Origin of the sequence: Saccharopolyspora pogona, assembly GCF_014697215.1 — a bacterium.
In the GTDB taxonomy this organism is placed as follows: Bacteria; Actinomycetota; Actinomycetes; order Mycobacteriales; family Pseudonocardiaceae; genus Saccharopolyspora; species Saccharopolyspora hattusasensis.
In genome coordinates this window covers 6,771,103-6,791,919 of record NZ_CP031142.1, presented here as the reverse complement: position 1 = coordinate 6,791,919, position 20,817 = coordinate 6,771,103, and the positions used below count along the sequence as shown (strand labels likewise).

The window sequence follows — 20,817 nt, the reverse complement described above, 5'->3', positions numbered from 1 at the left end:
CGATAGACGAGGTGAACGGGCCGTTCGCGTCAGCTCGGGATCAGCCGAAGAGCGCCGGGAGGGTGCCTTCCCAGGCTTCGCGGAGTTCCGCCAGGGGGATGTCCGCGACGTCCTGGATGTCCAGGCTCTGGGAGCCCGCGTCCGCGACACCGACCTTGGCCCACGGGAGGCCGCGGGCGCTGCACATGTCCGTGAAGCGGAGTTCCTCGGTGCGCGGGACCGCCACCAGGATCCGGCCCGCCGACTCGGAGAACAGCCAGACGAACGGGTCCGCGGCCTCCGGCAGGACCACCCGGGCACCGCACTCGCCGACCAGCGCCGTCTCCACCAGCGCCTGCGCCAGGCCGCCCTCGGAGAGGTCGTGCGCCGCCGAGATCATGCCGTCGCGGGAGCCCGCGACCACGATCTCCGCCAACAGCTTCTCGCGCGCCAGGTCGACCTTCGGCGGCACGCCGCCGAGGTGGTCGTGGGTGACGCGCGCCCACTCCGAGCCGCCGAACTCCTCGTGGGTCTCGCCGAGCAGCAGCAGCGTTTCGCCTTCCTCGCCACCGATTCCGGTGGGGATGCGGCGGGTCACGTCGTCGATCGTGCCCAGCACGCCGACCACCGGCGTGGGCAGGATCGGCTTCGCTCCGGTCTGGTTGTAAAAGCTGACGTTGCCGCCGGTCACCGGGATGCCCAGCTCCTGGCAGGCGTCGGCCAGGCCGCGCACCGCCTGCTGGAACTGCCACATGACGCCCGGGTCCTCCGGCGAACCGAAGTTCAGGCAGTTGGTGACCGCCACCGGCGTCGCACCGGTGGTCGCCACGTTTCGGTAGGCCTCGGCCAGCGCCAGCTGCGCGCCCGCGTACGGGTCGAGCCGGGTGTAGCGGGCGTTGCAGTCGGTGGCGACCGCGATGCCGCGCCCGGACTCCTCGTCGATGCGCAGCACGCCGCCGTCCGACGGCTGGGCCAGCACGGTGTTGCCACGCACGTACCGGTCGTACTGGTCGGTGACCCACGCCCGGGAGCACAGGTTCGGCGACGCCACCATCCGCAGGATCGTCTCCCGCAGCTCGTCCGGAGTGGACGGGCGGGCCAGCGTGTTCGCGTTGTCCGCGACGACCAGGTCCTGCTCGGCGGGCCGCTCGACCGGGCGCTCGTACACCGGGCCCTGGTGCGCGACGGTACGCGGCGGCACGTCCACCACGAGCTCGCCGTGCCAGTAGATCTCCAGGTTCTCGCCGTCGGTGACCTCGCCGATGACCGTCGCGGTGACGTCCCAGCGGCGGCAGACCTCCATGAAGGCGTCCACGTTGGACGGCTCCACGACGGCGCACATCCGCTCCTGCGACTCGCTGGAGAGGATCTCCGCAGGGTTCATCCCGGTCGCGCGCAGCGGGACCTGGTCCAGGTCCACCCGCATGCCGCCGTCACCGGCCGACGCCAGCTCCGAGGTGGCGCAGGACAAGCCCGCGCCGCCGAGGTCCTGGATGCCCACGACCAGGCCCGCGTGGTACAGCTCCAGGCAGCACTCGATGAGCACCTTCTCGGCGAACGGGTCGCCGACCTGCACGCTGGGCAGCTTCTTGCGACCGGTGCCGCTCTCGTCGCCGTCAAACGTCTCCGACGCCAGCACCGACACGCCGCCGATGCCGTCCAGGCCGGTGCGCGCACCGAACAGGATGATCTTGTTGCCCTTGCCGCTGGCGTGCGCGAGGTGCAGGTCCTCGACCTTCATCACGCCGACGCACATGGCGTTGACCAGCGGGTTACCCGCGTAGCACTCGTCGAAGACGACCTCGCCGCCGATGTTCGGCAGCCCCAGGCAGTTGCCGTAGCCGCCGACCCCGGCGACCACGCCAGGCAGGACGCGCTTGGTGTCCGGGGCGTCGGCCGGGCCGAAGCGCAGCGGGTCGGCCACCGCGACCGGCCGGGCGCCCATGGCCATGATGTCGCGGACGATGCCGCCGACGCCGGTGGCCGCGCCCTGGTAGGGCTCCACGTAGGACGGGTGGTTGTGGCTCTCCAGCTTGAACGTGACCGCCCAGCCGTCGCCGATGTCGACCACGCCGGCGTTCTCGCCGATGCCCGCGAGCATCTTCTCGCGCATCTCGTCCGTGGTGGTCTCGCCGAAGTACTTCAGGTGCACCTTCGACGACTTGTAGGAGCAGTGCTCGCTCCACATCACCGAGTACATGGCCAGCTCGGCCTCGGTGGGCCGGCGGCCCAGGATCTCCCTGATCCGGGCGTACTCGTCGTCCTTCAGCCCGAGCTCGCGGAACGGCTGGGCGGTGTCCGGGGAGGCTTTTGCCTGCTCGACTGTGTCGAATTCGACGGCCCGGCCGTCGGTGTCCACCTTTGCCAAGTTGCTCACGCTGCCACCAGTGCATCCAGAACGGACAGGAACATGCCGAGGCCGTCGTCGGTGGGGCCGGTCAGGGCGTCGATCGCGTGCTCGGGGTGCGGCATCATGCCCGCGACCCGCCCGCGCGCGTCGGTGATGCCCGCGATGTCGCGCTGCGAACCGTTCGGGTTCTCGCCCTCGTAGCGGAACAGCACCCGGCCTTCGCCTTCGAGCTCGTCGAGGACGGCCTCATCGGCCATGTAGTTGCCCTCGCCGTGCTTGATCGGGATCAGCAGCTCGGCGCCCGCGTCGTAGCGGGTGGTCCAGGCGCTGCTGTTGTTCTCCACCTTCAACCACTGGTCGCGGCAGACGTAGTGCAGGCCCGCGTTGCGGGTCAGCACTCCGGGAAGCAGCCCGGACTCGCACAGGATCTGGAAGCCGTTGCACACCCCGAGCACCGGCATGCCCTTGCGCGCGGCCTCGACGACCTCGGTCATCACCGGGGCGAACTTGGCGATCGCGCCGCAGCGCAGGTAGTCGCCGTAGGAGAAGCCGCCGGGCACGACCACCGCGTCCACGCCCTTCAGGTCGTGGTCGGCGTGCCAGAGGGCGACCGATTCGGCACCGGCGCGGCGCACCGCGCGAGCGGCGTCGACGTCGTCGAGGGTGCCGGGGAAGGTGATCACGCCGATCTTCGCGCTCATGCTTCCACCCGGCGGACGGTCCAGTCCTCGATGACCGGGTTGGCCAGCAACGTCTCGGCGATCTTGGCGAGCGTGTCGTCGTCGACGTCGTCGGCGACCTCCAGCTCGAACCGCTTCCCCTGGCGGACTTCGGTGATGCCGTCGAAACCGAGACGGGGCAGCGCGTTGGCCACCGCCTGTCCCTGCGGATCGAGGATTTCCTGCTTCGGCATGACGTCAACAACGACTCGGGCCACGGGTGCTGCTCCCGGTTTCCGTGCAGATCCGCCGGGACCCCGGCGGATGGCCAGCAGTACCGCCAAAGGGTAACTGAGCTGGGAGTTCGCTCTTCGCAGCAGGGGCCGCGGGTGCGGCGTGGCTCACCACCGACGCGTTCACGCGTGTCTTGTGTCACATTTTCGCCGGTTGTCTAAACCTTCGGGGCGTTCGGCCGTCTATATGTCCGGGGAAACCAAACCCCTGCGTTGATCGCAGGTTATCTAGGGGGAACGCATACCCATGCGCACATTCAAGACGCTGCTGGCGGCCGGTCTGCTTACCGGCCTCGCGCTGACCACCACCGTTCCGGCGATGGCCGCTCCGAGCTCCGCGCCGGTGGCCGCGGCGCCGGCGGAACCGCTGCTGACCGCCGACAAGGCGCAGGTCCGGGCGGGCAACACGCTGGTTCTGCGGCTGGAGCACGGCTCCGAGGGGGTCAACTGGATCTCGTCGGCGGCGTTCGTGCGCAACGGGGAGCACCCGTTCGGCGCGGACGAGGGCCTGGCCCAGGTCGTGAACGACCGCGACGGCCAGGCCGAGGCAGTGGCCACCATCGCGGACGTCCCGCCGGGCGAGTACGACGTGCACACCCGCATCGGCGGCGGCGCCGGACCGACGATGAAGATCACCGTCACCAAGTGACCCGCCCCTCCGGGGGTTGAGCGAGGGGCACCCACGACACGGCAACCCGGCACGGGTGCCCCTCACCCGTGAAAGTTCAGCTGACGGCGTAAGGCGTTCACCGGTAGCGAGAACGGTCGCGATGCCGGGGCCGGTGGGGACAGGGTCCCGGTATGCGGATCTTGGTACTTGGCGGGACGGTCTTCCTCGGGCACGCGGTGGCGGCCGAGGCGGTTCGACGCGGGCACGACGTCGTCTGCGCGGCCCGCGGCACGAGCGGCGGCATTCCCGACGGCGCCGCGCTCGCGCCGGTGGATCGGGAGCAGGGCCTCGGCGCGCTCGCCGGGGAGCGGTTCGACGCGGTCGTCGACGTGGCGCGGAACTACCGGTGGGTGCGGGAGGCACTCGACGTCCTGGGCGCGAAGGCCGGGCACTGGACGTTCGTGTCCACCATCAACGCCTACGCGGACACCAGAACGACCCGCCAGAGCACGGACGCCCCGCTGCAGGAGCCGATCACCGACTCCGACGACGTGAGCACCCCCGAGTCGTACGGCGGCGTCAAGGTGGCCTGCGAGAACGCGGTGCGCGCCGCGGTCGGGGACCGGGCCTTCGTGCTGCGTCCGGGCCTGATCACCGGGCCGAACGACACCTCGGACCGGTTCGGCTACTGGCCCGCACGGTTGGCACGCGGCGGCCGGGTGCTCGTGCCGGACGAACCCGACCACCCGGCTCAGCACGCCGACGTCCGCGACCTGGCGAACTGGATCCTCGACGCGGCGGCGAACGGTATTACCGGGGCCTTCGACGGCTCCAGCCCGGTCATGCCGCTGGGCACGCTGCTGAAGGAGATCGCCGAGGCCGTCGCGCCGCCGGGCACCGAGCTCGTGGCCGTCCCGTCGGAGGACCTGACCGAGGCGGGCGTGCAACCATGGATGGGCCCGAAATCGCTGCCGTTCTGGCTGCCGGAGAGCTGGCAAGGCCTCGTCTCGCACGACACCAGCCCGAGCCTGGACACCGGGCTGCGCATCCGGCCGCTCGCCGAGACGGCATTGGCGACGCTGGAAACCGAACGCGAACTCGGCCTGGACCGGGAGCGCCGCGCCGGGCTCACCCCGGCCGAAGAGGCCGAGCTCCTCGCCAACGTCCCGCACCGCACCTGGTGACGTGCTCCGCCGCATTTCAATGAGCGTTTTCCAACCTCTTTTCGCGTAACGGTCCAAGCTGCGGGGGTGGACTATGCGCCTTCGGCGCATGCGACGACCGCGCGTCGCGGGACTTCAGGTGTCGCGGCTGCGGAATCGACCAGGATGAAAAAGGTCAAAGGAAATCGCGGATTGTCGGCGTGTTGCATCCCGACACGCCGACGGCTGTGGAGAACCTCCGCAATTTCAATGGAAATCGGACCTCGACCTCTGATTTCCATTGAAATTGCGGCCCCCTGGGAACGTGGTCGGGTGGTCGCGTGTGACCAGTCGGAATGGTGGGGTTCGTCGGGCCTGCGCCGGAGGCGGGTAGGTCGTGGAAGAGTGGGGTTGCCGGCACAGCTAGGAGGAAACACCGTGCAGATCACCCACTTCGGACATGCCTGCGTGCTGATCGAGACCGACTCGGCGCGGCTGCTCATCGACCCCGGCAAGTTCGCCGCGGACTTCGAGGACCTCCGGGACCTCGACGCCGTGCTGATCACGCACCAGCACTTCGACCACCTGGACCTCGACCGGCTGCCCGCCCTGCTCTCGGCCAACCCGGACGCCCACCTGGTCGTCGACCCGGGTTCGGCGTCGGCGGTCGCCGAGAAGGGGCTGGCGGCGACCACCGCGCGGCCCGGCGAGTCGCTGGAGCTGGGTGGCGCGGCGATCAACGTCGTCGGCGGCACCCACGCCGTGATCCACCCGGACATCCCGGTCATCGACAACATCGGGTACGTCGTCGACCACGGCGCCTTCTACCACCCCGGCGACTCGTTCTTCGTCCCCGAGCAGCGGATCGACGTGCTCGGCGTGCCGACCGGGGCACCGTGGCTGAAGCTCTCCGAAGCGATCGACTTCCTGCGCGCGGTGGCGCCGCGTGCGGCGGTGCCGATCCACGAAGCGGTGCTGGCGATGCCGCAGATGCACTACCGCATGTTCGAGCAGCTCGGCCCGAAGGACACCGCCGTCGAGGTCCTGCCCAAGGGCACGCAGACCGCGCTGTGACCCACCTCCGGCCGACCTTCCCCGTCGGCTGACGGCGCACGCGGACCGCTCGCTCCAGGTGGGGCGCCTGGTCCTCGCAGGCTCGGAAGCCGCGCACCGGAGACGACCGGCCCGCTGCGCCGATGGCGGGACGGGTGGTGTCAGTCGTCGCGGTCGTCGTCCCGGTCGTCGACGTCGTGGTGGTCGTCGTCGTCCTGGTCGTCGACGTCGTGGTGGTGCTGGTCGTCCTGGTCGTCCAGGTGGTCGTCGCAGTCGTCGAACCGACCATCGGCGTCGTCGTCGAAGCGGTCGTCGTCGATGCAGGTCGGGGCCTGCTGGACGATCGGGAGCCCGCCCGCCGGAGGTTGGGCCGGCTGGGCCCCTGCGGATGAAGTGGTTCTCATCCGCTTCCGAGGTGCGCCGACCCGCGGGCGAACGAGGCATAGGTGACCGGTCGGGCGCCGTGGTGCAGCGCGAGGTCGATGGCGTCCAGTACCGCCTGCCGAGCACCCGGTTTCCGCAGCTCAGCGGCGTCCAGCGCGAGCCGGACCAACTGGCCGCGCCTGGCCGCCCGCCCGACCCCCAGCACGAGCGCCCGGCACCACCACGGCTCGACCCGCTCGCCCGGTCCCAGCACCCGGATCCGCGCCCGGTGCACCCTTCCGGTCGCGAGTTCGCGGACCGCCATCGCATCCGCGCAGACCGAGAAGCCGCGCCGCTGCAACGCGGTGACCGTGCCGGGCGAGCCGAGCCAGCGCGGCGGGATGAAGGTGTTCGTCCGCAACCCGGATTGCTCCAGCACGGCCGACGCGGCGGCCAGCCGGAGCCCGGCTTCGTGCGCCGGAAGCCGAGCGGGCGCGAGTCGGGCGCGCAGGCCCGGGGACACCCGGGCGAAGCCGTGCAGGCTGACGGCATCGCGCCGCGCCAGGCGCTCCGCCACCCAGTGCAGCACCGGGGACTGTGGGCTACGGGCTTCACGATGATCGGGGTGCGGCGAGATCAGCAGGGACAACGGGACCTGGCGGCTGTCCAGTGCGGCGGCGAAATCCGCGCACTGGTCCAGCACCCGGAGACCGAGGCCGGACAACGACACGACGAGCGGCGTGCTCACGGTCCCTCATTCCGCCTGGCCAGGGTGTCCGCGACCTGACCGCCAGGTGTCGCCCCGGCGCAAATCCGGCGAACCTCCACGTCGCCCACTTTCGGCACGCCCTGGCATGTGGGGACGCCGACACGCCGACGCATTCCCCTATTAGGCGAAAGCAGCCGATCGTTGAAGGCCCGACGGTCGCGATTTCGCGAGAAATCACGCCCGGGTCGGGTGGCTCCGGCTTACTCCGCGGGGGCGAGCCAGTCGGCGAAGGACTGGCCGGTGATCCGCTCGTAGGACTCGACGTAGCGGGCGCGGGTGGCGTCGACGACGTCGTCCGGCAGCGGAGGCGGTGGGGTGTCGGCCGCGCGGTCCCACCCGGACGCGGGCGAGGTCAGCCAGTTGCGCACGAACTGCTTGTCGAACGACGGCTGAACCTTGCCGGGCTCGTACCCGTCCGCCGGCCAGTACCTCGACGAGTCGGGCGTGAGCACCTCGTCGCCGAGCACCAGCGAACCGTCGCCGGCGAGGCCGAACTCGAACTTCGTGTCCGCCAGGATCACCCCGCGCCCGCGCGCGTGCTCCGCCGCCTGGCGGTACACCCGCAGCGTCAGGTCGCGCAGCTCCGCGGCGCGCTCCGCGCCTAGCTGCGCGGCAACCGCTTCGAAGCTCACGTTCTCGTCGTGCTCGCCGATCTCGGCCTTGGTCGCCGGGGTGAAGATCGGCTCGGGCAACTCGGACGCCTCGGTGAGCCCGGCCGGCAGCTGCACCCCGCACACCGCGCCGGTGCGCTGGTAGTCGGCGAGCCCGGAGCCGGTCAGGTAACCGCGCGCCACGCATTCCACCGGCAGCATCTCCAGCCGCTTCACCAGCAGCGCCCGGCCGCGCACCTCGGCGGGGATGCGCGGGTCGTCGGCGGCGACCAGGTGGTTCGGCGTCACGTCGGCGAGCAGCTCGAACCAGAAGACGCTCATCGCGGTCAGCACCCGGCCCTTGTCCGGGATCGGGGTGTCGAGCACGTGGTCGTACGCCGAGATGCGGTCGGAGGCGACCAGCAACAGGTGTTCGTCGTCCACGGCGTGCAGCTGGCGAACCTTGCCTGCCGCGATCTGGGGGTAATCGGCGAGTGCAACCACGTGCGGATTGTCTCGCACCGGGCCCCGGGTGCTCGCACACGGGCGGTGGTAAGAACCCGACGTGGGTCGTCCGGACCAGCCCGAGCACAGGAGGACTTCGTGAGGACATTCACCGACTGGCTCCGCCAGCGCAGCGAGCCCGACTTGACCGCTGTCGTCACGCACCCGTTCACCCAGGGCCTGTTCGACGGGCTGGTGCCGGTCGCGTCGATGCGCTCCTACCTGGTGCAGGACTACCAGTTCATCGACGACTTCCTGGCGCTGCTCGGTTCCGCGCTGGCGAAGGCCGACCGGTACTCGTCGCGGCTGGCGATCGCGGGCAGCATCGCCGTGGTCACCAGCGAGGAGAACACCTACTTCCGGCGCGCTTTCGACGCGTTGGGCGTCGGCGAGGCGGACCGGGTGCGTCCGAAGCTGGACGAGGCGACCGTGGCCTTCCGGGAGCTGATGAGCGACACCAACGCGCGCGGCAGCTACGCCGAGGCGTTGACGGTGCTGACCGTCGCGGAGTGGACCTACCTGGAGTGGGCGATGCGCGCGCCGGCCGCGCTGCCGGAGAACTTCGTGCACGCCGAGTGGATCACGCTGCACAACAACCCGGACTTCCAGTCCTGGGTCCGGTGGCTGTGCCGAGAACTGGACCGGGTGGGTGCGGACCTCGACGAGCGCGACCGGGCCCGCTGCCTGCGCCTATTCCAGCACGCGACCCGCTGCGAACTCGACTTCTTCAATACCCACTGGTCGTGACAGCAGGCCTTCGGAAGCTCGTCTTGCCCAGTGGCGCATCCTCGCCGGCCGGTGTGGCGCGAACGGCCTGTTTGCCTCGTTAGGAGCCTGTTGCAAAATTACGCCCATTACGGACCGTGATCGATCGATCACGGCTGAGATGGCCACTGGCGGACAAGCGGCGGCGATCGAGACTGATTTGGTACTTCGGTTCAGCCGTTTTCGCCGAAAACGCAACAGGCTCTTAGCTTGGGTTTTAACCTGCTTGCTTCTTTCCGGCGGGTTGCCGGGTGTCCGTTTTTTCGGTTTTTTTGCGGACGGGATGGCGTTGAGCAGGACCGGAGCGGGAGCCTGGGGGCCGCCCTGGGCCGGGCCGGGTGGGTTTCGGCACACGCGCGGGGGTCCCGAGACGATCATGGATGTGGCGAAACCCGCGGCGTACCCGGTGCGGGCTTAACGGCCGGTCTGGCTCGGGGCGTCGTTCCCAGGGACGCCGCAGGTCCGTGGTGAGGTTGCGGGCGAGTCTGAGTTGGGTGTAGGCGGCGATCGTCAGCCAGGTCCACCGGTCCTGCTGGGCGGGTGTGCGGGTTTTCGCCGCGGTCCAGCCCAAGGTCGACTTGGCAAAACGGAAGAAATGCTCGATGTCGAACCGCCGTAGGTAGACCCGCCACAGCATGTCCAGATCCAGTGGGACGCCCTCGGGGGCGGCCCACCACAGCCACAGGTCCTTGTGCGGGGCGCGTCCGTCGGGCAGGTGTTCCACGCGGACGTGCACGACCGTGCCGGTGACCACGGGTAGTTCGCTACGGTCGGCGAACCAGCCGCGGGCTTGGATCTTCGGCGACAGCCCGGACCAGGCATGCACCTCAACCCGTCCGTAGCGGTCGGTGTCCACGGTCAGCGTGGCGTCCGGGGTGTGCCAACTGGTGGGGCTGGCGCACTCGAAGCGGGCGCCGTATTTCGGTGGCCGCCCGGTCCTGCCAGGCACCCGCGGCGGCGGTGGGCGGTGAAACACCCGATCGTCACGGTCGAGACGGATCAGCAGTTGCACGTCCACATCAGACACCGCGTCGGTCATCGCGGTAGCCGGATAACCAGAGTCCATCACCACCATCGGTGGAAGGCGGCCCGCTCCACCCGTGCGCCCGGCGGCGCGCAGACGAGTAGCCAACTCCCGGATCTGGGCGGCGGTCACCGCCACGAGATCATCGTCGGGATCCATCCGGACCGCATCCACCGGCGACACCCACGACGAACGACCCCACTGGATGCCCGCAAGCCACGCATAGTTCCAGCCAGGGATCGTCTTACGGTCACCGTCACAGCGACACGACGTATGACAGTGACCGCGATCCGCCGAGCACTCCGCATCCGGTCGCGGGCACACGGTCACATCAGCGGTGAACAGAAGCGGTCCCTCGTCCGCCGCGGCAGGCAACCCATCCACCAGCACATCCCGTACCCCGGCGGCGTCGATCTCCCCGGCCGCCAACGCGTCGTACAACGCGCCATGCCCCCGCCGGAACACCGGCGACAGCGACAACTCCACCAACGAGGTCACCGGCCGCTCACCGCAGGACACCGCATCGCAGAGCACGAACAACGCATCCGCCCGAGCCGACAGACACCGGTAAAACCCATCCCGGAACCCGGTCACAGCCCCGAACTCGACCGCCTGGCGGTCATCCTGCACACTGATCACGACAGCCCTTGGTTGATCTTCTTCTTTCGTCAGAAGCATGATCACCCAAGGGCTGTTCCCATGATCAACCGGGGCCACAACAACACCCAAAGGTTAAAACCCAAGCTTAGGCGAAGTGAACGGTCCGTTCGCTCCATCCACCCAGCGTCGGTGTGGCGCTGCCGGTGCACACCCGCAACGCCACCCGCCTACTACGAGCCCTGCTCGTGCTGACCAACCTCGAAATCACCCGCTGACAAACGATCAACAAAAATGATCACGACCCCCGACCAGCCCAAACAAACCCCACCCCACCCCACTCCGTCAACCCCCAGCACCAGCACCAGCACAAACAGGATGAAAAGAACCCCATTGAAGTCGAAGGTTCGATTTCAATGGGGTTCTTTCATCCTGGCCGGTCCGCAGCCGCGACTCTGGAAGTCCCACGGTACGAGGCTGCCGCAAGCGGCGTAGCCGCCTTGGCCCACCCTCGCAGCGTGCACCGCCGCGGGTTCTCAGCCGCCTTCTCTCGAGGACAGCCCGGACGCCGCTGGGGGTCCCGGAAATTGCGGACCTCGGGCGACGTCAGAGGATGTCGGCAGGGCGGTACGCCGCGGCCTCCGGGTGACGGTCCGTGATCTTCTCGATCTGCCCGACGATGTCGCCGACCTGGGCGGCTGCCGCGCCGGTGAAGGCGAGGCGGTCCGCCAGCAGGGCGTCCAGCTGGGCACGGTCCAGCGGCAGCCGGTCGTCGGCCGCGAGCCGGTCCAGCAGGTCGTTGCGCTCCGCGCCCTGCTCGCGCATGGCCAGCGCGACCGCGACCGCGTTCTCCTTGATCGCCTCGTGCGCGGTCTCCCGGCCGACACCGGCCCGCACCGCCGCCATCAGCACCTTCGTGGTGGCCAGGAACGGCAGGTAGCGGTCGAGCTCGCGGGCGACCACCGCGGGGAACGCGCCGAACTCGTCGAGCACGGTCAGGAACGTCTCCAGCAGGCCGTCGAAGGCGAAGAACGCGTCCTGCAGCGCCACCCGGCGCACCACGGAGCAGGACACGTCGCCCTCGTTCCACTGGTCGCCGGCCAGCTCGCCGACCATCGACACATAGCCGCGCAGCACGACCGCGAGGCCGTTGACCCGCTCGCAGGACCGGGTGTTCATCTTGTGGGGCATCGCGCTGGAGCCGACCTGCCCCGGCTTGAAGCCCTCGGTCACCAGCTCGTGCCCGGCCATCAACCGGATCGTGGTGGCCACGTTGGACGGTGCGGCGGCGAGCTGGGCGAGCGCGGTGAGCACCTCGAAGTCCAGCGAGCGCGGGTAGACCTGGCCGACGCTGGTCAGCGTGCTGCCGAAGCCTAGGTGGCCGGCCACGCGGCGCTCCAGCTCGGTGAGCTTCGCCGGGTCGCCGCCGAGCAGGTCGAGCATGTCCTGCGCGGTGCCGACCGGGCCCTTGATGCCGCGCAGCGGGTAGCGCGCGAGCAGCTCCTCCACGCGGTGGAAGGCGACGAGCAGCTCGTCGGCGGCGGTGGCGAAGCGCTTGCCGAGCGTGGTCGCCTGCGCGGCGACGTTGTGCGAGCGACCGGCCATGACGAGCTCGCCGTACTCGCCGGCGAGCTTGCCCAGCCGCGCCAGGACGGCGACCGTGCGGTCGCGGACGAGCTCCAGGCTGCGGCGGACCTGCAGCTGCTCGACGTTCTCGGTCAGGTCCCGGGAGGTCATGCCCTTGTGGATCTGCTCGTGGCCGGCGAGGGCGTTGAACTCCTCGATGCGGGCCTTGACGTCGTGGCGGGTGACGCGCTCGCGGGCGGCGATGGAGTCGAGGTCGACCTGCTCCAGCACCCGCTCGTAGTCGGCGACCGCCTGCGCGGGGACGTCGATGCCGAGGTCGGCCTGGGCGCGCAGCACTGCGAGCCAGAGCTTGCGCTCCAGGACGATCTTGTGCTGCGGGGACCACAGCTCGACCAGTTCGGGCGAGGCGTAGCGGGCGGCGAGGACGTTCGGGATGCTGGGCTTGACCGTCACGAACAGCCAGGATACCGGCGGGGTGTCGCCGTTCGGCTCACCCGGTCGCGCCATGCCGGAAGCCGCAACCGACGCGACGGGTGGGACGCGCGGGACAGGTGAAGGGCACCTTGGCAGACGGCAGTTTCAATTGAAACCGCGGTCTCCCGGGGTCCCAGCACCAGTTTCAATTGAAACTGCGGGACACCTGGCGCCCTTCTTAACCCATCCGTTCGACTATTTCGGTCGAATCGGTAATTCGGGATGGGAAGTGGATTCGGCGTCAGCTCTTCAGCGCCAATTCGGGGTCGGTCGCAATCCGGTCGAGGCGGTCAATGTGCACCTGCCGGTATGCGCCCAGGCCCGAGGCTTCCTGGCCGGCGGCATGCGACGCGGTGGCCGAAACGACGGTGCCGCACGCCCGGAAGTGCCGAACGATGTGGGTCTTCGGCCCGTCGCCGCCCCGGGAGGCGAGGCCGGTCACGCTTTCCACGACGATGGTTCCGTCGTCCAGCGTGCGCGGGGAGCAGCTCAGCACGGCCTCGGCCGGGTCGTCGCCGTCGCCGCACGCCTGCGCGGGCTGGACTGCCACCGTGCCCGGCCCCTGCACGACCACCGTCAGCCGCATCGGCAGCTCGACCGACTTCCCGGACGACGCGAGCACGTTCTTGAAGTCCGCCCGCACTACGACGGTCGCGGGCGGCTCGGCGCCGAAACCCGGTCCGAGGCCGTGCGGCTGGGTGGTGGTGACGTTGTAGGCCCCGGTGTCGACCTCGGGGACCGCCTCGGCCAGGTATCCCCGCATCCGCTCGCCCTCGGCGACCAGCTGCGGCTCGGACAGCTGCACCGGCCTCATGCCCTTCGGTGGCCATTCGATCGGTTTGACCCCGCTGACCTGCGGTGTCGCCGGGACGATCGGCGCGGAGCTGCTCATCATGCTCGGCACACCGCGGCGGCGCTGGCGGCCACCGCACCGATCGTGGCGCGCCGCCTGCGCTGCCGCCGCTTGGCCTCGGCGACCAGGCCTTCCGGCGAGAATCCCAGCGGCGGCTCGTTCGCGACTGCAGCCCGCATTTCCTCGCGCAGCAACTGTTCCTGCCTCACTCGCTCCTCCTCGCAGACGGCCCGGCCAGGTCGGGATCGGTTTTGGCGATGGCCGCCCGGAGGTTCTCCAGCCCGTGCGAAGCCTGGCTCTTGACCGTGCCTTCGGCGCACCCGAGCGCCGCGGCGACCTCCCGGTAGCGCAGGACGAGCACCGTCGGCTGCTTCGGCGGTACCTCGGACAGCGCGCACAGCACCAGATCCCGGTTCCACAAGCGCAATTCCGCCTCGGCCGGGTCTGCGGTGATGTCGCCGAGTCTGGCAACGAGCCGTCGCGCTGTTCCGCGCGCCGCCACGTACGGCGGCTCTCGTCCAGCCACACCCGGAGCAGCACCTTGCGCACATAAGCGTCCACAGTGGACTTTTCTATTCATCGCCAAGCCCGGTAGAGCTTGAGGAGGGTCGTAGCGCGGGTAGAGCACTTTCCCGCATTCCGCGCGCAACCCGCGCAGTACGTCCGGTTCGCAGGTCTGTCCGCAGTCGGTGCATTCGAGGTGGGTGAACGTGCTACCGGTGGGAGTCGCCATGACCGCATCCTTACTCGGCACCCACCCATTCGGTCCAACCCTGCACGTGCACCTGGCCGCCCGCTTCTGCACGTGCGGCCGAAGATTTCGGCAGGTAATCCCCGGAGCGAGTCCGGAAATCCCCGAACGACGGCAGGCGGTACATTAATCCAGAGCTAAATAATTCGGCCCGCGCTGGACGGCGAAAAATTCCGACCATATCGTTGGGCCACCGGGTTGGCGCGAAAAAAGGACTCGAACGGATGGTCATCGACGTGTTCGACGATGAACGGCAGGATGTCTTCTGGATCGTCGGCATGGGCCTGGTCGTGAGGCATGCCACCACCCTTCGCCCCGGTGCGGTGTACGCCGGGCAATCGATACCGTCCCTGTGCGGGGTTTCGATGAAGGTTCCGCAGCCCACCCCGAGCGGCCGCGTGCCGAGCTCGAAGCCGATCACCGACAAATGCCCGGAATGCTCGAGGGAAGCGACCGAGGCGAATTTCGTGGAAACGACCTGGGACTTCTGACCCCGGCGGGCGGCGGAAAATCGATCGCCACGGAGCCGAGGCGCGCACTACCGTTGAACGCGCCATGACTCCGAACAGTGCCAGTTCGCTCCGATTCCTATGGTCCCTGCTGGTGCAGCGGCCGGGCCTGCTGACGCTCGCGACGATTTCCGGCGCGTCGTGGATGCTGCCGACCGCCCTGATGCCGCTGGTCGTCGGCCAGGCGATCGACACCGGGATCCGCGGCGCCGACGGCGGCGCGCTGCTGCGCTGGGTACTGGTCGTGCTGGCGCTCGGCGTCACCCTGATGGTCGCCGCCGGCGTGCTGAACTGGGCGGCGCACACGCTCTGGCTGCACGGCACGGCGGGCGCCCAGCGGATCGCGTTGAACCACGTGGTGGGCCTCGGCGGCACGCTGACCCGCAAGGTCCGGGCAGGTGAGGTGGTCACGGTCGGTGCGTCGGACATCTTCCGCGTCGGCGGGCTGTTCGAGGTGATCGGCCGGGCAACCGGGTCGCTGGTTTCCTTCGCGGTCGCCGCGATCATGGTGCTGTGGATCTCGCCCGTAATGGGCGTTGTCGTGTTGATCGGCGTGCCGCTGGTGACCGTGGGCATCGGGCCGCTGCTGAAGCCGCTGCGCCGCCGCAACGAGGCGCAACGGGAGCGGTTGGCGCAGGTCAGCGCCCAGGCGTCGGACATCGTGTCGGGCCTGCGGATCCTGCGCGGCGTCGGCGGCGAGTCCCGCTTTCACGTGCGGTTCGTCGACGCCTCCCGGCGGGTCCGGGACGCCGGGATCGCCGCCGGGCGGCTCGAGGCGCTGCTGGCCGGTGCGGAGATCCTGCTGCCCGGCCTGGTCACGGTGCTGGTGACCTGGCTCGGCGCGCGGCTGGCGCTGGACGGCACCATCAGCGTCGGCGAGCTGGTCGCGTTCTTCGGCGTGTCGGCGTTCCTGGTGATCCCGGTCCGCACCGCCACCGAGGCGGCCTACGCGTTGTCGGCCGGGCAAGTCGCGGCTGGTCACATTCGTGCACTGTTGCGGCTGGCGCCCGAACCGCCGCCGCCGAGGCACCCGAAGTCGCTGCCGCCGGGCCCGCTGGACCTGTTCGACGAAGCGACCGGGCTGCGGATCCCGGCGGGCGAGCTGACCGTGATCGACGCTGGCGAGCAGGCGGAAGCCCTCGCCGAGCGCCTGGCCGCCGAGGCGATCGCCGGTGGGTACCGCTGCGCGAGGTCGATCCGGACGAGGCGCGCCACCGAATCGTGTTGGCGCACAACCAAGATCTGCTGTTCGCCGGACCCGCGCGGGCCGAACTTGACCTGGAGTCCGATGTGGATGTCGACAGCGCGTTGCACGCGGCCGATGCGCGCGACGTGATGTCCGCGCTGCCGGCCGACGGGCTGCTGGACGAGCGTGCCCGCTCGCTGTCCGGCGGGCAGCGCCAGCGCTTGTTGCTCGCCCGCGCGTTGTGCGCGGACGCCGACGTGCTGATCCTCGACGAGCCGACCTCGGCAGTCGACGCGCACACCGAGGTGCGGATCGCCGAGCGGGTCAGCGAATTCCGCCGGGGCCGCACCACGGTCGTGCTCAGCCAAAGTCCACTCTGGAAAGCCGTGGCGGATCAGGTGAGGCGCGCGGGGGTCGGCTCATGACGACGAAGCTCCCGCTGGCGGACGGGACGGCGGTTCGCCGCTGGGTCTGGCGAACCCTCCTGGTGCACCGACGCCGGTTCGCCGCGATGATGCTGCTGTTCGGCCTGGCGACGCTGGTCGGGCTGATCGGCCCGCAGGTCCTCGGCGACCTCGTCGACTCGGTGATCACCGGCACCACCACCGGGCACGTCGACCTGCTCGCCGCGGCATTCCTGGTGGTCCTCGTGACGCAGGCGCTGCTGGCGCGCTCGGCCCGGCTGCGCGCGACGATGCTCGGCGAGCACCTGCTGGCGGAATCGCGCGAGAGCATGGTCGGCCACGCGCTGCGGCTGCCGCTGGGCACCGTCGAGGCGGCCGGCACCGGCGACCTGCTCAGCCGTGCCACCACGGACGTCGACCGGCTCGACTACACGATCCGCAACGCCGCGCCCGAGATCACCACCGCGCTTATCACGATCGTGCTGACCGGCGCCGCGATGATCGTCACCTCGCCGCTGCTCGCCTGCGGGATGCTGGTCGCCGTGCCGCTGATGGTCCTCAGCACGCGGTGGTACCTGCCGCGATCACTGCCGAACATCCAGCAGATCGCGGAGTCCTGGTCGGAAGTCCAGTCGAGCACGCACGAATCCGTCGAGGGCGCGCGGACCGTCGCCGCCCTGCGGCTGGCCGGGCGCCGCACCGCCCGCAACGAGCAGGTGCTGGGCCGGGCCCTGGAAGCCGAGAAGCGGCACCGGTTCCTGCTCAGCGCGTGGCTGCCGTGCCTGGAGCTGTCGTACGTGCTGCCGATCGGCGCGATTTTGCTGATCGGCGGCTGGGCATACCAGTCCGGGTTCGCCGAGCTCGGCACCATCATCACCGTCGTGCTCTACGCCCAGGCGATGTCGAACCCGTTCGACGAGCTGTTCATGTGGCTCGAAGAGCTGCAGACCGGGCACACGGCGCTGCAGCGCATCCTCGGCGTCCGCGAGGTCCCGGCGGCCGACGGCGGCGACTCCCCACGGCGCAACGGCGAGACGACTGGCCGCGACCTGTTGATCCGCAGCGCGCGCTTCTCCTACCGGCAGGACCGGGAGGTGCTGCACGGCGTCGACCTCACGGTGCCTGCCGGGCAGCGGCTGGTCATCGTCGGTCCGTCCGGGGCCGGGAAGTCCACGCTCGGCCGGTTGATCGCCGGGATCAGCCGCCCGGACTCCGGGTCGGTCGCCTTCGGCGGCACCGAGATCACCGAGCTGCCCGCCGAGCAGCTGCGCCGCGAAGTGGTGCTGCTGACCCAGGAACAGCACGTGTTCGCCTGCACGCTGCGGGACAACCTCACCCTGCCGGACGGCGAGGCGTCCGACGACCAGCTGACCCACGCGCTCAAAACGGTCGGGCTGCTGGACTGGGTGGAAGCGCTGCCGGACGGGCTCGACACCGTCCTGGGCGCCGGCGGTCACGCGGTTCCGGCAGCCCGCGCGCAGCAGCTCGCGCTGGCCCGGGTGCTGCTGGCCGACCCGCACACCGTGGTCCTCGACGAAGCGACGTCCCTGCTGGACAACGCCACTTCACGGGAACTGGAGCGGGCGCTTTCGACGCTGCTTGCCGGGCGCACGGTGATCGCGATCGCGCACCGCCTGCACACCGCGCGCAACGCCGACCAGGTGGCCGTGATGGTGGAAGGACACATCGTCGAGCTCGGCAGCCACGCGGAACTGCTCGCCGCCGACGGTTCGTACGCGCGGCTGTACCAGGTGGCTCAAAGAAGGTTTTGAAAGGGGTTTCCGCAACGGTGCGGGTAGCGGAACCTCAGACGCCGTCCGGACGCCGTCCTACGCAATTTCCATTGAGGTGATCTCGGTAAGAAGTGGCTGAAGGCGGCCTGCCGGAATGGGTGTGTGATCGGGTAGGGCTGGCCTGGGGAGAGTGGGACGTGGGGTCCCTGGTAGAAGAAGTTCGACCAAGAAACGATCTTCGACCAGGGAAGGCCCCACGTGGTCACGTATTCTGCCAAACTCGATGTTCCCCGTGAACTGGTGCTCTTCCTCAGCAAGCTGCTGGCCGGTGACCGGAAAGGGACCCGCAAGGGGCGCCGGGCGTTGACCACGTTCTGGCAGGCTGTGCTGGTCCTGCGGTGGTTCCGCGACCGCTGCCGACACCACCAAACTGGCCCGCGATCACGGTGTCGCCCGCGCGACCGGCTACCGGTATGTCGACGAGGGCATCGAGGCGCTGGCCGCGCAGGCCCCGGATCTGCACGACGCCCTGCAACGGGCCAAAGACAACGGCGACGCCTATCTGATCCTGGACGGCAAAAACTTCTCCTCCGACCGTCTCGGCGAAAAGACCACCAGCGCCAAAGACACCGAGATCGACCTGTGGTACTCCGGGAAAACCCGCGAACAAGCCGGCAACATCCAAGCACTGACGGACCCGGACGGGTTCCCGCTGTGGGTCTCCGACGTCGAGCCCGGGTCCGTCCACGACATCACCGCCGCTGAAAACCACGTCCTCGGCGCCCTGTACTGGGCTTACTCCCAGCTCGACCTGCCCACCCTGGCCGACGGCGGCTACCAGGGTGCCGGAGCCGGGGTCCTCACCCCGATCAAACACCCCAAAACCAGCAAAGGCCGCCCACTCGACGTCGACAACCAGACCTACAACAAACTGCTGCGCGGCCTGCGCGCCCTCGGCGAACGCGGATTCGCCCTGCTCACCGGCCGTTGGCGCGGCCTGCGCGCCCTCGGCGAACGCGGATTCGCCCTGCTCACCGGCCGTTGGCGCGCCCTACGACACTTCACCACCAGCCCCCGCAAAATCGGCCCCATCGTCAAAGCCGCACTCGTACTCACCCAATTCGAACATGGCCGACTCGCATAACCCCCTACTGAGATCACCTCATTGAAATCGGACCTTCGATTTCAATGGAAATCGGACCTTCGATTTCAATGGAACTTGCGGACCCCTCGCCGAGAGCCGGCAGGGTGAGCACGGCCTGAGAACCCGCGGCGGTGCAAGCTGAGCCCCGCACCGCGAGCGGCTACCGCCGCTTATGGGAGGAGCATCTCAGCCCAGCTGAGAACCCAACATCCGGCGCGCCGCCGCGCGCGGATCGGGGTCGCTCTCGATCAGCGCGTTCACCACCGCGCCGTCCACCAGCGCGATCAGTTCGAGCAGCCGCTCGCGGCTGACCTCCATGCCGCTGCGGGCGAAGATCTCCGCCAGCAGCTGGTGCAGTTCGGCACTGAGCTCGCGCATCAGCGGAGCCAGGTAGGGGCGGCGCGGCGAGCCGACCAGCCGCTCGTACCGCAGCAGCACCGGCTCCGCGCCGCCGTCCCGCGACCCGGTGCCCAGCAGCAGGTCCAGCAGCAGCTCGATCACGGCTTCGGTGCTGCGGGGACGCTCGGCGAGTTCGTCGAGCCGCGCCCGGCCGGTGGCGAGCTCCTGCCTCGACTCGTACTCGACGGCGGCGCTGATCAGGTCGTCCAGGGACGAGAAGTAGTAGGTGGTGGACGCCAGCGGCAGGCCAGCGCGTTCGGCGACCGCGCGGTGCCGCACCACGTCGAAGCCGCCCTCGGCTAGCAGCTGCGCGGCAGCCACCACCAAGGCCTGCCGCCGCCGCGCACCCTTCGGAGTACTGGCCGCTGTCATGTCTGCCGATCCTAAGCGCCGCCGGGCACGGCCCGGACATTTCGGAAAGCCGGTCCCGACCTCCCGTTCTCGTGGCGAGCAGTTTGCCTGAGACTGCCCGCGAAACGTCGGGTACCCGGCCTGGAACTCGATTTCGGTCCTCGTTCGCGGCGGTGCAACCGCTTGGCCGCCGCACCGCCGCGTGGTCTCGACGCCTTCTCGCGAGGCCACCCCGTACCGGGAGACGTTCTCGCGCCGTTTGCGCCCGGACGTCCACGAATCGGGGTGTCCGGTCAGTGGCCGACGCCGGCGAGGTTCAGGCCGATCACACCGGCGACGATCAGCACGATCGAGACCAGCTTCAACACCGAGAAGCCGTCGCCCAGCCAGACCATGCCCGCGATCGCCGTCAGCGCGGCGCCGATGCCGGTCCACACCGCGTAGGCGGGGCCCGCGGGCAGCGCGCGCATCGCGTACGCCAGGCCCGCGAAGCTCACGGCGGCCAGCACGAAGAAGGACACCGTCGGGATCAGGCGGCTGAAGCCGTGCGAGAGCTTCAGCGAGATCGCCCAACCCGCTTCGAACACTCCCGACACCATCAGAATGATCCAGGCCATCATCGCTGGTCGCCCTTCCCTCGGTCTTGCAGCGGAACCACCCACCGGAGTTTCTGGCACCAACGTACCTATAATCTGGTACGAACGTACCGTTCTGGTGATGGAAGACAC

Annotated in this window: 19 protein-coding genes and 2 pseudogenes; 9 read left to right on the top strand and 12 right to left on the bottom strand. The window is 69.6% G+C overall.

Translation table 11 applies throughout. The features are described 5' to 3' along the window. Positions 1 to 40: 40 nt before the first annotated feature. From purL to purS, 3 genes are read right to left on the bottom strand one after another with little or no spacing between them, the layout of a single operon-like run. On the bottom strand, positions 41 to 2,356 hold the full coding sequence (purL, locus tag DL519_RS31675; RefSeq protein WP_397544995.1) for a phosphoribosylformylglycinamidine synthase subunit PurL: 2,316 nt from the start codon (positions 2,354 to 2,356) through the stop codon (positions 41 to 43). After that, a complete protein-coding gene (gene purQ / locus DL519_RS31670; RefSeq protein WP_190820240.1) occupies positions 2,353 to 3,030 on the bottom strand; it encodes a phosphoribosylformylglycinamidine synthase subunit PurQ in 678 nt (225 codons plus the stop codon). Before purQ ends, purL begins: the two co-directional genes overlap by 4 nt. Continuing rightward, positions 3,027 to 3,266, bottom strand: a complete 240-nt coding sequence (gene purS / locus DL519_RS31665) for a phosphoribosylformylglycinamidine synthase subunit PurS (RefSeq protein WP_010312709.1) — start codon at positions 3,264 to 3,266, stop codon at positions 3,027 to 3,029. The genes purQ and purS overlap by 4 nt, the downstream gene beginning before the upstream one ends. 262 nt (positions 3,267 to 3,528) lie before the next feature. On the opposite strand from purS, the gene DL519_RS31660 reads away from it, so the two are divergent. From DL519_RS31660 to DL519_RS31645, 4 genes are all read left to right on the top strand, one after another. Then, on the top strand, positions 3,529 to 3,930 hold the full coding sequence (locus tag DL519_RS31660; protein ID WP_190820238.1) for a hypothetical protein: 402 nt from the start codon (positions 3,529 to 3,531) through the stop codon (positions 3,928 to 3,930). 152 nt (positions 3,931 to 4,082) lie between these two features. After that, entirely contained in the window at positions 4,083 to 5,075 is a 993-nt protein-coding gene (locus tag DL519_RS31655; protein WP_190820236.1) for an NAD-dependent epimerase/dehydratase family protein, read from the top strand. Positions 5,076 to 5,471: 396 nt separating this feature from the next. Next, a complete protein-coding gene (locus DL519_RS31650) occupies positions 5,472 to 6,107 on the top strand; it encodes an MBL fold metallo-hydrolase (protein ID WP_190820234.1) in 636 nt (211 codons plus the stop codon). A 137-nt stretch (positions 6,108 to 6,244) separates the two neighbouring features. After that, on the top strand, positions 6,245 to 6,478 hold the full coding sequence (locus DL519_RS31645) for a hypothetical protein (RefSeq protein ID WP_190820232.1): 234 nt from the start codon (positions 6,245 to 6,247) through the stop codon (positions 6,476 to 6,478). Between the two features lie 8 nt (positions 6,479 to 6,486). Here the strand turns inward: DL519_RS31645 and DL519_RS31640 are convergent, their stop codons facing one another. Together DL519_RS31640 and DL519_RS31635 are read right to left on the bottom strand one after the other, a co-directional pair. Next, positions 6,487 to 7,197 (bottom strand): DUF2334 domain-containing protein, encoded by a 711-nt coding sequence (locus DL519_RS31640; protein ID WP_190820230.1) that lies wholly within the window; start codon positions 7,195 to 7,197, stop codon positions 6,487 to 6,489. A gap of 221 nt (positions 7,198 to 7,418) precedes the next feature. After that, positions 7,419 to 8,312, bottom strand: a complete 894-nt coding sequence (locus tag DL519_RS31635; RefSeq protein WP_190820228.1) for a phosphoribosylaminoimidazolesuccinocarboxamide synthase — start codon at positions 8,310 to 8,312, stop codon at positions 7,419 to 7,421. A gap of 99 nt (positions 8,313 to 8,411) precedes the next feature. On the opposite strand from DL519_RS31635, the gene DL519_RS31630 reads away from it, so the two are divergent. Further along, on the top strand, positions 8,412 to 9,059 hold the full coding sequence (locus tag DL519_RS31630) for a TenA family protein (protein WP_190820226.1): 648 nt from the start codon (positions 8,412 to 8,414) through the stop codon (positions 9,057 to 9,059). 235 nt (positions 9,060 to 9,294) lie between these two features. Here the strand turns inward: DL519_RS31630 and DL519_RS31625 are convergent, their stop codons facing one another. The 5 genes from DL519_RS31625 to DL519_RS31605 form a co-directional block, all read right to left on the bottom strand. Beyond that, positions 9,295 to 10,740 (bottom strand): NF041680 family putative transposase, encoded by a 1,446-nt coding sequence (locus tag DL519_RS31625; RefSeq protein ID WP_223839680.1) that lies wholly within the window; start codon positions 10,738 to 10,740, stop codon positions 9,295 to 9,297. A 564-nt stretch (positions 10,741 to 11,304) separates the two neighbouring features. Continuing rightward, entirely contained in the window at positions 11,305 to 12,738 is a 1,434-nt protein-coding gene (gene purB, locus DL519_RS31620) for an adenylosuccinate lyase (protein WP_190824339.1), read from the bottom strand. A gap of 262 nt (positions 12,739 to 13,000) precedes the next feature. After that, entirely contained in the window at positions 13,001 to 13,654 is a 654-nt protein-coding gene (locus tag DL519_RS31615) for a hypothetical protein (RefSeq protein ID WP_190820225.1), read from the bottom strand. Then, complete coding sequence (locus DL519_RS31610) at positions 13,651 to 13,821, bottom strand: hypothetical protein (protein ID WP_190820223.1); 171 nt, start codon at positions 13,819 to 13,821, stop codon at positions 13,651 to 13,653. The genes DL519_RS31615 and DL519_RS31610 overlap by 4 nt, the downstream gene beginning before the upstream one ends. Continuing rightward, complete coding sequence (locus tag DL519_RS31605; RefSeq protein ID WP_223839797.1) at positions 13,818 to 14,138, bottom strand: RNA polymerase sigma factor; 321 nt, start codon at positions 14,136 to 14,138, stop codon at positions 13,818 to 13,820. The genes DL519_RS31610 and DL519_RS31605 overlap by 4 nt, the downstream gene beginning before the upstream one ends. Before the next feature lie 449 nt (positions 14,139 to 14,587). On the opposite strand from DL519_RS31605, the gene DL519_RS31600 reads away from it, so the two are divergent. From DL519_RS31600 to DL519_RS31585, 4 genes and pseudogenes are all read left to right on the top strand, one after another. After that, positions 14,588 to 14,854 carry a hypothetical protein gene (locus tag DL519_RS31600; protein ID WP_190820221.1) on the top strand — a complete coding sequence of 89 codons (267 nt, stop codon included), beginning with the start codon at positions 14,588 to 14,590 and terminating at the stop codon, positions 14,852 to 14,854. Between the two features lie 64 nt (positions 14,855 to 14,918). Then, positions 14,919 to 16,483: pseudogene (locus DL519_RS31595) on the top strand (ABC transporter transmembrane domain-containing protein). Then, positions 16,480 to 18,234: an ABC transporter ATP-binding protein gene (locus tag DL519_RS31590; RefSeq protein WP_190820219.1), complete on the top strand. Its 1,755-nt coding sequence runs from the start codon at positions 16,480 to 16,482 to the stop codon at positions 18,232 to 18,234. The pseudogene DL519_RS31595 and the gene DL519_RS31590 overlap by 4 nt, the downstream one beginning before the upstream one ends. A gap of 219 nt (positions 18,235 to 18,453) precedes the next feature. Next, a pseudogene (locus tag DL519_RS31585) lies at positions 18,454 to 19,339 on the top strand (transposase family protein). Between the two features lie 186 nt (positions 19,340 to 19,525). Here DL519_RS31585 and DL519_RS31580 read toward each other — a convergent pair. Further along, positions 19,526 to 20,110, bottom strand: coding sequence for a TetR/AcrR family transcriptional regulator (locus DL519_RS31580; RefSeq protein ID WP_190820217.1), 585 nt, complete (start codon positions 20,108 to 20,110; stop codon positions 19,526 to 19,528). Between the two features lie 272 nt (positions 20,111 to 20,382). Then, on the bottom strand, positions 20,383 to 20,706 hold the full coding sequence (locus tag DL519_RS31575) for a DMT family transporter (RefSeq protein WP_190824338.1): 324 nt from the start codon (positions 20,704 to 20,706) through the stop codon (positions 20,383 to 20,385). Positions 20,707 to 20,817 lie beyond the last annotated feature (111 nt).

Coding starts and splice junctions, on each gene's coding strand:
- purQ (WP_190820240.1), bottom strand. CDS start 3,030: ATGAGCGCGAAGATCGGCGTGATCACCTTCCCCGGCACCCTCGACGAC.
- DL519_RS31660 (WP_190820238.1), top strand. CDS start 3,529: ATGCGCACATTCAAGACGCTGCTGGCGGCCGGTCTGCTTACCGGCCTC.
- DL519_RS31655 (WP_190820236.1), top strand. CDS start 4,083: ATGCGGATCTTGGTACTTGGCGGGACGGTCTTCCTCGGGCACGCGGTG.
- DL519_RS31615 (WP_190820225.1), bottom strand. CDS start 13,654: ATGATGAGCAGCTCCGCGCCGATCGTCCCGGCGACACCGCAGGTCAGC.
- DL519_RS31600 (WP_190820221.1), top strand. CDS start 14,588: ATGGTCATCGACGTGTTCGACGATGAACGGCAGGATGTCTTCTGGATC.
- DL519_RS31590 (WP_190820219.1), top strand. CDS start 16,480: ATGACGACGAAGCTCCCGCTGGCGGACGGGACGGCGGTTCGCCGCTGG.
- DL519_RS31580 (WP_190820217.1), bottom strand. CDS start 20,110: ATGACAGCGGCCAGTACTCCGAAGGGTGCGCGGCGGCGGCAGGCCTTG.
- DL519_RS31575 (WP_190824338.1), bottom strand. CDS start 20,706: ATGGCCTGGATCATTCTGATGGTGTCGGGAGTGTTCGAAGCGGGTTGG.